Source organism: Pseudomonas sp. Pseusp15 (assembly GCF_059492165.1).
Genome location: NZ_CP168523.1, coordinates 3,398,804 through 3,410,155 on the forward strand (window position 1 = coordinate 3,398,804; position 11,352 = coordinate 3,410,155).

Annotated in this window: 6 protein-coding genes and 1 rRNA gene; 4 read left to right on the forward strand and 3 right to left on the reverse strand. The window is 59.3% G+C overall.

All coding sequences use genetic code 11. The features are described 5' to 3' along the window. Positions 1 to 148 precede the first annotated feature (148 nt). The 3 genes from mfd to ACEN8R_RS15435 are packed head-to-tail and all read left to right on the forward strand — an operon-like array spanning position 149 to position 6,892. The gene (mfd, locus tag ACEN8R_RS15425; protein ID WP_018930293.1) at positions 149 to 3,598 is read left to right on the forward strand and encodes a transcription-repair coupling factor; all 3,450 of its coding nucleotides are present in this window, start codon (positions 149 to 151) and stop codon (positions 3,596 to 3,598) included. A 10-nt stretch (positions 3,599 to 3,608) separates the two neighbouring features. Further along, positions 3,609 to 4,187: a CsiV family protein gene (locus tag ACEN8R_RS15430; RefSeq protein WP_018930294.1), complete on the forward strand. Its 579-nt coding sequence runs from the start codon at positions 3,609 to 3,611 to the stop codon at positions 4,185 to 4,187. An 11-nt stretch (positions 4,188 to 4,198) separates the two neighbouring features. Beyond that, positions 4,199 to 6,892 carry a DEAD/DEAH box helicase gene (locus tag ACEN8R_RS15435; RefSeq protein ID WP_018930295.1) on the forward strand — a complete coding sequence of 898 codons (2,694 nt, stop codon included), beginning with the start codon at positions 4,199 to 4,201 and terminating at the stop codon, positions 6,890 to 6,892. Between the two features lie 214 nt (positions 6,893 to 7,106). Here ACEN8R_RS15435 and ACEN8R_RS15440 read toward each other — a convergent pair whose 3' ends face one another. Then, on the reverse strand, positions 7,107 to 7,862 hold the full coding sequence (locus tag ACEN8R_RS15440; RefSeq protein ID WP_018930296.1) for a class II aldolase/adducin family protein: 756 nt from the start codon (positions 7,860 to 7,862) through the stop codon (positions 7,107 to 7,109). 121 nt (positions 7,863 to 7,983) lie between these two features. Between ACEN8R_RS15440 and ACEN8R_RS15445 the strand changes: the two genes are divergently transcribed. Then, entirely contained in the window at positions 7,984 to 8,943 is a 960-nt protein-coding gene (locus tag ACEN8R_RS15445; RefSeq protein WP_018930297.1) for a LysR family transcriptional regulator, read from the forward strand. Positions 8,944 to 8,954: 11 nt separating this feature from the next. Here the strand turns inward: ACEN8R_RS15445 and mrdA are convergent, their stop codons facing one another. Together mrdA and rrf are read right to left on the reverse strand one after the other, a co-directional pair. Beyond that, the gene (mrdA, locus tag ACEN8R_RS15450; protein ID WP_018930298.1) at positions 8,955 to 10,847 is read right to left on the reverse strand and encodes a penicillin-binding protein 2; all 1,893 of its coding nucleotides are present in this window, start codon (positions 10,845 to 10,847) and stop codon (positions 8,955 to 8,957) included. 241 nt (positions 10,848 to 11,088) lie between these two features. Further along, positions 11,089 to 11,204 (reverse strand): 5S ribosomal RNA (rrf, locus tag ACEN8R_RS15455). Positions 11,205 to 11,352: the final 148 nt, after the last annotated feature.

The following is an 11,352-nucleotide window of genomic DNA, read 5'->3' on the forward strand; positions in this document are numbered from 1 at the left end:
TACATTTCCAGTATTAAATCGCCAGTTTTTGTCATTACCACTACATTTTGCTCACCCTGTGTATATAGACACAGTCTGCAACTGACAGCCGGCACCCGAGACCGTTACAATTACCGACTTTGTCGCAACGCTTGGAGCTCAACCTTCCGTGCCCGTTCTGCGTCTACCGCTTCTCCCTGCCGCGGCAGGTAAACAGCACTGGGGCAACCTGCCCGGTGCCGCCCTGAGCCTGGCCATCGCCGAGGCCGCCAGCGCTGCCAAGCGCTTTACCTTGCTACTGACCGCCGACAGCCAGAGTGCCGAACGGCTGGAACAGGAGCTGAGTTTCTTCGCCCCGGATTTGCCTGTTCTGCACTTCCCCGACTGGGAAACCCTGCCCTACGACCTGTTCTCGCCGCACCAGGACATCATCTCGCAGCGTATCGCCAGCCTGTATCGGTTGCCGGAGCTGGCGCATGGCGTTCTGGTGGTGCCGATCACCACTGCCCTGCACCGTCTGGCGCCGACCAAATTCCTGCTCGGCAGCAGCCTGGTGCTGGATGTCGGCCAGAAACTCGATGTCGAGCAGATGCGCACCCGGCTTGAGGCCACCGGTTATCGCTACGTCGATACCGTGTACGAGCATGGCGAATTTACTGTGCGTGGCTCGCTGATCGACCTGTTCCCGATGGGCAGCAAGTTGCCTTATCGCATCGACCTGTTCGACGACGAAATCGAGACCCTGCGCACTTTCGACCCGGAAAACCAGCGCTCCATCGACAAGGTCGACTCGGTCAAGCTGTTACCGGCCAAGGAATTCCCGCTGCAGAAAGAAGCCGTGACCCGCTTCAAGGCGCGGTTTCGCGAGCGCTTCGATGTCGACTTCCGTCGCTGCCCGATTTTCCAGGATTTGAGCAGCGGGATTACGCCGGCGGGCATCGAGTACTACCTGCCACTGTTCTTCGAGGAAACCTCCACTCTGTTCGATTACCTGCCCCAGGACACGCAAGTGTTTTCCCTGCCGGGCATCGAACAGGCTGCGGAAAATTTCTGGAACGATGTGCGCAACCGCTATGAAGAGCGCCGCGTCGATCCGTCCCGTCCTTTACTGCCACCGGCCGAGTTGTTCCTGCCGGTGGAAGACTGCTTTGCGCGCCTGAAGAGCTGGCCCCGTGTGGTGGCCAGTCAACAAGACGTCGAAACCGGTGTCGGCCGCGAGCGCTTCCCGGCTCAGCCGCTGCCGAACCTGGCCATCGAAGCCAAGGCCACTCAGCCGTTGGCGGCGCTGGCCAGCTTCCTCGACGAATTCCCCGGCCGCGTGCTGTTTACCGCCGAGTCCGCGGGCCGTCGCGAAGTGCTGCTGGAATTGCTCGAACGCTTGAAGCTGCGACCGAAAACCGTCGACAGCTGGCCGGACTTTGTCGCCAGCAAAGAGCGCCTGGCGATCACCATTGCACCGCTCGACGAGGGCCTGTTGCTGGACGACCCAGCGCTGGCACTGGTTGCCGAAAGCCCATTGTTCGGTCAGCGCGTAATGCAGCGCCGTCGTCGCGAAAAACGCGCCGACGCGAACAACGATGCGGTGATCAAAAACCTCACCGAGCTGCGCGAAGGTGCGCCGGTGGTGCACATCGATCATGGTGTCGGCCGCTATCTGGGGCTGACGATCCTGGAAATCGACAACCAGGCCGCCGAGTTCCTGACCCTCGAGTACGCCGAAGGCGCCAAGCTGTACGTGCCGGTGGCCAACCTGCACCTGATCGCCCGCTACACCGGCAGCGACGATGCCTTGGCCCCGCTGCACCGCCTGGGCTCCGAGACCTGGCAGAAAGCCAAGCGCAAAGCCGCCGAACAGGTGCGCGACGTGGCCGCCGAGTTGCTCGACATCTATGCCCGCCGCGCCGCTCGCGAGGGTTATGCCTTCGCCGACCCGAAAGCCGATTACGCGACCTTCAGCGCCGGTTTCCCGTTCGAAGAAACTCCGGACCAGCAAACCACCATCGAAGCGGTGCGCGAAGACATGCTCGCGCCCAAACCGATGGATCGGCTGGTCTGCGGCGACGTCGGTTTCGGCAAGACCGAAGTGGCCATGCGCGCGGCGTTCATCGCGGTGCACGGCGGTCGTCAGGTGGCGATTCTGGTGCCGACCACCCTGCTCGCCCAGCAACACTACAACAGCTTCCGCGACCGCTTTGCCGACTGGCCGGTGACGGTGGAAGTGATGAGCCGTTTCAAGTCGGCCAAGGAAGTGAACGCCGCAGTTGCGGACCTGGCCGAAGGCAAGATCGACATCGTTATCGGCACACACAAGCTGCTGCAAGATGACGTAAAAATCAAAAACCTGGGGCTGGTAATCATCGACGAAGAGCACCGTTTCGGTGTCCGTCAGAAAGAACAGCTCAAGGCACTGCGCAGTGAAGTCGACATCCTGACACTGACCGCAACGCCGATTCCGCGCACGCTGAACATGGCGGTGTCGGGCATGCGCGACCTGTCGATCATCGCCACACCGCCGGCCCGTCGTTTGTCGGTGCGTACCTTCGTCATGGAACAGAACAAGAGCACGGTTAAAGAGGCCCTGCTGCGTGAGTTGCTGCGTGGCGGCCAGGTCTACTACCTGCACAATGACGTGAAGACCATCGAGAAATGCGCCGCCGACCTCGCCGAACTGGTGCCGGAAGCGCGGATCGGCATCGGCCACGGGCAGATGCGCGAACGTGAACTCGAACAGGTGATGAGCGACTTCTACCACAAGCGCTTCAACGTGCTGATCGCCTCGACCATCATCGAGACCGGCATCGACGTGCCGAGCGCCAACACCATCATCATCGAGCGCGCCGACAAGTTCGGCCTGGCCCAGTTGCACCAGTTGCGTGGCCGGGTAGGTCGCAGTCACCACCAGGCGTATGCTTACCTGCTGACACCGCCACGCCAGCAAATCACTCCCGACGCGGAAAAGCGTCTGGAAGCGATCGCCAACACCCAGGACCTCGGCGCGGGCTTCGTGCTCGCCACCAACGACCTGGAAATCCGTGGCGCCGGCGAACTGCTGGGCGACGGCCAGAGCGGGCAGATCCAGGCCGTGGGTTTCACGCTGTACATGGAAATGCTCGAGCGCGCGGTGAAGTCGATCCGCAAGGGCGAACAGCCGAACCTCGATCAACCGCTGGGTGGCGGTCCGGAAGTCAATCTGCGTGTACCGGCGTTGATTCCCGAAGACTACCTGCCGGACGTTCATGCTCGACTGATCCTCTACAAACGCATTGCCTCGGCCACCGATGAGGAAGGCCTCAAGGATCTGCAAGTGGAGATGATCGACCGCTTCGGCCTGTTGCCGGAACCGACCAAGAACCTGGTGCGGATCACGGCGCTGAAATTGCAGGCCGAACAGCTGGGCATCAAGAAAGTCGACGGCGGCCCGCAAGGCGGTCGTATCGAGTTCGCGGCACAGACTCCGGTCGACCCGCTGACACTGATCAAACTGATTCAGAGCCAGCCCAAACGCTACAAGTTCGAAGGCGCCACGATGTTCAAATTCCTCGTACCGATGGAACGCCCGGAAGAACGCTTTAATACTGTAGAGGCGCTATTCGAGCGCCTCATTCCGACCACTGCTTGAAGGACGCCGCATGCGCCTGTTTCGCTCACTGACCTTGCTGATGACGTTGTTGATGTCGCTGCTCGCCTCGACCGCGTTTGCCGCTGATCTGTATCAGGTTGAAATGATTCTGGTACGGCAAAACGCCGTGCCTGCCATCGTCAGCCGAGCCGCGCCAGAAGACTGGGCTGCCGGTGCCCAACGCATCAGCCCCGACAGCTTTCGTACGCCAAGCCTGAATGCCGAAGTGGAAAAGCTCACCGCCAGCAACGAGTACACGGTGTTGCTGCACAAGGCCTGGCAACAGAACCTGGGTGAAGAAGCCAGCAAAATCGCGATCAGCGAAGGCAAGGAACAGTTCGGCCAATTCCCGATCGAGGGCACGTTGAACCTGAAACTGGGGCGTTTCACTGACGTCGACGCCGACTTCTGGGTCAATCAGATTGACGCCAACGGCATGGTCACCGCCAGCGAACGCCTGAAGCAGGAAAGCCACACCAAGAACGGCCTGCTGAACTTCCTCGACAATGGTCACCTGGGCCTGTTGATCAAAATCACCTCGCTGACCGCCCCTGCACCTCGGCCAGTCCCTGATGAAATTCCGGACTGATTGAATCCCTTATGTCCTCCGCGACCCTGAGCAAACCCCTGGCAACATCCTGGGTCAGCCGATTCAAGGAACAGAGCCTGGAACGTGGCCGTCGCTACGCACTGGAGAACCGCGTCAGGATCGTCGAAGTCGGCGACGCCACCATCACCGCCAGTTGCGAAGGCTCTGGCGGTAACGTTTACCGTCAGACCATTCGCCTGCGCGAGTCGGCCAAAGGCACCTTGCTGATGATCGACGCCACGTGCACCTGCCCGGTTCACAGCAACTGCAAACATTGCGCAGCGGTGCTACTGCAAGTGCAGGAAACCCTCGCGTATCCGGCGGCCGCGAAAGACGCCGAACTGCTGGAAAAACTTCAGGCCGTATTGGAAAACCGTAGCCCGAAAGCGCCGCCGCAAGTGCTGGTGGACAACGTGCAACCGGTGCCGCGCTTGTGGCTGGCGAGCATCGAGTTCAGCGCCTTCGAACCGCGCAACGGAAAAATGCAGCGTTACATTCAGCATCGCGCGGCGCTGTCCTTCAGCTATCTGGACGAATACGTCAGCGGACAGAAAAACGCTGACATCCTGATTCGTCAGGAGACACAGACGCTGCGGATAAAACGTCACCCGGAAGTCGAACAGACCTACAGGGAGCAGCTGCGGATCCTCGGTTTCAAAGTCGCCACCCGACAAAGCAAGGCCTTGCCGGAAAGTGCCGGCGAACTCTACGAGATGGTCAACGACAGCGCCTGGCTGACCTTCACCCTCAATGAGCTGCCGAAGTTGCGCACCCAAGGCTGGGAGTTGCAGATCGACGAGGATTTCGGCTTCGACCTGACTGCCGTGGACGATTGGTACGCCACCGTTGAGCAGGCGCCGGAACGCGACTGGTTCGACCTGGAACTGGGGATCATCGTCAACGGCGAACGCCTGAGCCTGCTGCCGATCCTGTTGAACCTGATGCGCTCCCACACCGAAATCCTCAACCCGGAACGGCTCGCCCGACGTCGTGACGACGAACTGATCCTGGTGAACATCCCACAACGTCGCAGCACCGACCAGGGCCCGCTGCAGGTCGCCCTGCCCTTCGGCCGCCTGAAACCAGTGCTGGCCACCCTTGGCGAGTTTTACCTGCAAGAGCCCGGCGAAACCACGCTGCGCCTGAGCAAGGCCGACGCCACGCGACTGAACCCGCTGGAAGGCCTGCCGCTGCTCTGGGAAGGTGGCGAGCAGATCCGCACCTTTGCCCAGCGCCTGCGCGACATCAAGGACCACACCGCCGCAGCGCCCGAGGGCCTGAATGCCACCTTGCGCCCGTATCAGCTGGAAGGCCTGAGCTGGATGCAGTCGTTGCGACAACTGGAAGTCGGCGGGATTCTCGCGGACGACATGGGCCTGGGCAAAACCCTACAGACCCTGGCACACATTCTCAGCGAGAAGAATGCCGGGCGCCTCGATCGGCCGTGCATGGTGGTCATGCCCACCAGCCTGATTCCGAACTGGCTCGACGAAGCGGCGCATTTCACGCCGCAGCTCAAAGTGCTGGCGCTGTACGGCGTCAGTCGCAAAAAGTATTTCGATAATCTGGCCGATTACGACCTGATCCTGACCACCTATGCACTGCTGCCCAAGGACGTCGAACACCTGGCCGCGCAGCCGTTGCACGTACTGGTGCTGGATGAAGCGCAGTACATCAAGAATCCCAACAGCAAGGCCGCTCATGCCGCCCGTGAGCTGAATGCTCGCCAGCGCCTGTGCCTGAGTGGCACGCCGCTGGAAAATCACTTGGGCGAGCTGTGGTCGCTGTTCCACTTCCTGCTGCCGGGTTGGCTCGGTGACGTGAAAAGCTTCAACCGCGATTACCGCGTGCCGATAGAAAAGCGTGCCAGTGAAGTACGACTTCAACACCTGAACGGTCGGATCAAACCGTTCCTGCTGCGCCGGACCAAGGAACAAGTGGCCACCGAACTGCCGCCGAAAACCGAAATCGTCCATTGGGTCGAGCTCAACGAAGCCCAGCGCGATGTGTACGAAACCATGCGCCTGGCCATGGACAAGAAAGTCCGCGACGAGATCACCCGCAAAGGCGTGGCACGCAGCCAGATCATCATTCTTGAGGCACTGCTGAAGCTGCGTCAGGTGTGCTGTGATTTGCGCCTGGTCAACGATGCCGCCCTGCCCACTCGCGGCAGCACCTCGGGCAAACTCGATAGCCTGATGGAAATGCTTGAAGAGCTGTTCGAGGAAGGTCGGCGGATTCTGCTGTTCTCGCAGTTCACCTCAATGTTGTCGCTGATCGAGGACGAGCTGAACAAACGCGGCGTGGCGTATGCGATCCTGACCGGCCAGACCCGTGACCGACGCACGCCAGTCAAGGAATTCCAGAGCGGCAAGCGTCAGATCTTTCTGATCAGTTTGAAGGCTGGCGGTGTGGGCCTGAACCTGACCGAAGCCGATACGGTGATTCACTACGACCCTTGGTGGAACCCGGCGACGGAAAATCAGGCGACGGATCGTGCGTATCGCATTGGTCAGGAGAAGCCGGTGTTCGTCTACAAGATGATTGCCAGGGGCACGGTGGAAGAGAAGATTCAGCATCTGCAGAAGGAAAAATCCGATCTGGCCGCAGGCGTGCTGGATGGACGCAAGACCGGGGACTGGAAGTTGCAGAGCGATGATATCGAGGCGTTGTTTGCGCCGTTGCCGGAAAAAATCGATAAGTAGCAGGGATAGTCAGATCGCGATTGCGAGCAGGCTTGCCCCCACAGGGTGAGCAGCAATCCTGCGGGAACTTGCTCGCGAAAGGGGTCTTCTGAAATCGGACATGTCCTCCTGCAGGCGCGAGGCTTGCCCGCGAAGGCGGTGTGTCAGTCAACGTCGATGTTGAATGTGCTGACGCCTTCGCGGGACAGCAAAACCATGGTGTCGATGACAGAGTTTACGATATGTAGGACTCGCGCTGGGATTCGATCAGGGTCAGAGCAGCCTCCCAGGCCAGGTCGATGATGTTGTCCTGTTCATCGCGGTCAAACTGTTCGGCGGTGTGCGCACAGACTTCCGGAGACGGGTAATGCAGCGCCGAACCACCGGCCAGCGCTTGAACCTGTGCCTGACAGGCACGCTCCAGGAAGTGAATTTCCTGAAATGCCTGGGCCACGCCGGAGCCACCGACCAGTAGGCCATGATTACGCAGGATCATCGCCCGATGCGGCCCCAGATCGGCAATCAGACGCTCTCGCTCATCCAGCGAAAGGGCAATGCCTTCATAGGTGTGATACGCCAACTTGCCGTAAAACTTCAACGCGTGCTGACTGATCGGCAACAAGCCGTGCTTCTGCGCGGCGACGGCCATGCCGGCGGCGGTGTGGGTATGGATCACACAATTCAGGTCAGGGCGAGCCATGTGGATTGCCGAGTGGATCACAAAGCCTGCTGCATTGACTCTATGACCTTCATAGGCCGGATCGACCACTCGCCCTTCCTGATCGATGCGCACCAGATCCGAGGCGCGCATGCGGTCGAAAAGAACCCCGTAGCGGTTGATCAGAAAGTGATGCTCAGGCCCTGGAATCCGCAGGGTAATGTGGGTGTCGATCAGGTCGGTCATGCGAAAGTGCGCGACCAGGCGATACAGCGCGGCCAGTTCGCAACGGGCTTGCCATTCAACCGTGCCGATGTGTTCAGGTTTACTCACGAATACACCTCTTTAGCAGCGCACTCTGTGGCGCTTGTGGGCTTTATCGCTGTCATGACAGGATTAGTCAATTTTCATAATCTTATATTTACTATTAGTACTGCTACTAAATGGAATCCTTATGCCCTCCACTTCGAACCCGTGGGTTGGTCGCCGCTTTCTGAATGACCGTCTCGACTGGAACCTGCTGCGCACTTATCTGGTGATCAGTCAGGAAGGCAGCATGAGTCGGGCCGCCGCGCGGCTGCATATCACCCAGTCGGCGGTTAGCCAGGCGTTGAAGCGTCTGGAAGAACAACTGGAATGTGTGTTGATCGCCCGCAGTGGGCGACGGTTCGACCTGACGGAGACCGGGGAAGAAGTCCTGCGCATTGCGACAGACATTTACGGCGATATTTCGCGCCTGGGAACGGTGCTGGAGAGTCGGCACGACGACGTGATCGGCAAGATTCGAATCCTCACCGTCAGCGGTGTGCAAGCACGGCACTATGATGAGTTCCTCGCCGATTTCCACGAAACCCACCCGAAAATCGAGCTGGAAGTCGAGGTGATGGGCAGCTCGAACATCATCAGTTCGCTGCTGCAAAAAACCGCGACCATCGGCGTCGGATTGTGTCGTTTACCACAGCCGCGACTAGAACAGCGAGTGCTGCTTCGCGAGCGCTATGCGTACTTTTGCGGACAGCGTCATCGACTTTTCGGACAAAGGAATCTGACCCTGGATCAACTTGCTACGGAGAACTTCGTCAGCTTCACCAGCGATCAGCTCGGCGGCAACCTTTCACCCCTGACACTGTTTCGCGACCAACAAGGCTTTACCGGCAAGATCGTTGCCTCATCCACCAGTTTCGAAGAGATTTACCGCTTGACTTGCGCAGGGTTTGGTATTGGGTGTCTGCCGACTCATCTGGTGCGCAGGGATGTCGAGCAAGGTTTGCTCTGGCGATTGCCGCCGGAAGATGGCGTGGTGGATTTCGATATCCAGCTGTTGTGGAATCGCGAGCAGAAGATGAGTCAGGCCGAAACCGTGTTCCTGGAAAGCTTCCAGCACATGCTCAGTATTCGTGAGCCTGTGCTGTGAAGCCTTGATCCTTAAACGTGAGGGTCGCCCGGGGCTTTGCTCGGCGCGGCGTATTGCGGCTTCAGGTGGCCGCCCTGATCGAGTAGCCAGGCATCCATGATCTGCCGCACCACAGGGCCGGCGACGCGACCACCGGCCTCGCCGTTTTCGATCATCACCGAGATGACAATCTGCGGATGTTCGGCCGGAGCAAATCCGACGAACAAAGCGTTGTCGCGGTTGCGCTCCAGGGTTTTCGCCCGGTTGTAGCGTTCACCCTGCTTGATCGCCACCACTTGCGCGGTGCCACTTTTGCCGGCGATGCGGTACTGCGCGCCCTGCGCCGCCGCTCGGGCAATCCCGCGGGCGTCGTGCATTACCATCTGCATGCCGTGATTGACCTGCTCCCAGTCACGCGGATCCTTGAGCAGGATGTTCGGCATCGGATGCTCGTCCACCGGCGCGACGCCATCCACGGTCTTGGCCAGGTGCGGCCGGTTCCATACACCTTTGTTGGCGATCAGCGCGGTGGCCTGGGCCAATTGCAGAGGGGTGACCTGCATGTAGCCCTGGCCAATGCCAAGGATCACTGTCTCGCCGGGGAACCACGCCTGTCGCCGCGTGGCTCGCTTCCAGGCCTGAGACGGCATCAACCCGGGAGACTCTTCGAACATGTCCAGCGAGACCTTCTCGCCCAGGCCGAACATCGCCATGTAGTCGTGCAGACGATCAATGCCCAGCTTGTGGGCCAAATCGTAGAAGTAGGTGTCGTTGGAGCGCATGATCGCCGTGTCCATGTTCACCCAGCCATCACCGCTGTGATTCCAGTTACGGTACTTATGATCGAAATCCGGTAACTGGTAATAGCCCGGATCGAAGACGCGGGTCTGCGGGGTTACGACTCCGGCGTCAAGGCCGGCGATCGCCACTTCCGGCTTGATGGTCGAACCTGGTGCGTAGAGCCCGCGCAGCACGCGGTTGAACAGCGGCCGGTCGATGGAGTCGTGCAGTGCCGCGTATTCCTTGAAGCTGATGCCCGTCACAAACAGGTTCGGGTCGAAGCTTGGCTTGCTGACCATGGCCAATACTTCGCCGGTCGACGGATCGAGAGCGACCACCGAGCCACGCCGATCGCCCAATGCCTCCTCGGCGGCTTCCTGAAGCTTGACGTCGAGGCTCAGGACGATGTTTTTGCCGGGGATCGGGTCGGTGTGCTTGAGCACTCGCAGCACGCGGCCCTGGGCATTGGTTTCGACTTCTTCGTACCCCACATGGCCGTGCAATTCTGATTCGTAGAATTTCTCGATACCGGTTTTGCCAATGGATTGGGTGCCACGGTATTCCACCGTGTCCAGGGCTTTGGATTCTTTTTCGTTAATGCGACCGACGTAGCCGATCGAATGCGCAAAGTGCGCGCCCATGGGGTAGTGGCGAACGAACTGCGGCTCTACATCGATTCCGGGCAGACGGAACTCGTTGACCGCGAGTACGGCGATCTGTTCTTCGCTGAGCTCATAGAACAGCGTGACCGGGACGAAGGGGTGCCTGGCCTGCTTCATCGCCTTGTCGAACAGTGTACGGTCCTCGGCCGGCAGGTGCAGGAGGTTGACCACTTCATCCAGCTCGCGTTTGACATCGGAAGCGCGTTCGCGGGTGATGGTCAGGTTAAAGCTGGGTCGGTTGTCTGCCAGGACCACACCATTGCGGTCGTAGATCAGCCCACGAGTTGGAGTGATCGGCAGGACATGGACGCGGTTGTTTTCGGAGATTGTCGAGTGATAGTCGAACTCGACAACCTGCAGGACGTACATGCGCACCACCAGCGCGCAAGTAATGGCGGCGACGAACAAGGCGCAGGCCATCAGTCTTTTGTTGACCAGGAGCGTCTCTTTCTCGTGGTCCTTGATTGGTATCGGTTCGGGCATTTCTGCAGCAACTCTTTGACTATAAACGGGAGTACCGATCCGTAGGCTTGCAGTCAGTCCGTTGAAACGAGCTGCACCATACCAAAAACGGCGTGGTTTTTAGCGCGCTCTGCCGAAGTTTCACGAACGATGCGACCGTTACCAGGGATGGCCATCCGCTAGCCCTCTGTTGCCAAAGCACTTTCCTACGGGCAAAACAAAACCCCTACCTGCATACGCAGATAGGGGTTTCGGAATTTAATCTTGACGATGACCTACTCTCACATGGGGAAACCCCACACTACCATCGGCGATGCATCGTTTCACTTCTGAGTTCGGGATGGGATCAGGTGGTTCCAATGCTCTATGGTCGTCAAGAAATTCGGGTACCGAACCGTCTTTCGACGCTTCAGCAAATTGGGTATGCGATAGTTTGTGCGGTTTTTGTGAATGCTTGCGAACTTTCGGTTCATTGCGTCTTCACACACCGCAATCTGGTGTCCTTTCGGATCAGCAAATTGCTTGG

Bases quoted from the DNA above. Each gene is read 5' to 3' on its own strand.
- ACEN8R_RS15445 (WP_018930297.1), top strand. From the start codon at position 7,984: ATGCCCTCCACTTCGAACCCGTGGGTTGGTCGCCGCTTTCTGAATGAC.
- ACEN8R_RS15435 (WP_018930295.1), top strand. From the start codon at position 4,199: ATGTCCTCCGCGACCCTGAGCAAACCCCTGGCAACATCCTGGGTCAGC.
- ACEN8R_RS15430 (WP_018930294.1), top strand. From the start codon at position 3,609: ATGCGCCTGTTTCGCTCACTGACCTTGCTGATGACGTTGTTGATGTCG.
- mrdA (WP_018930298.1), bottom strand. From the start codon at position 10,847: ATGCCCGAACCGATACCAATCAAGGACCACGAGAAAGAGACGCTCCTG.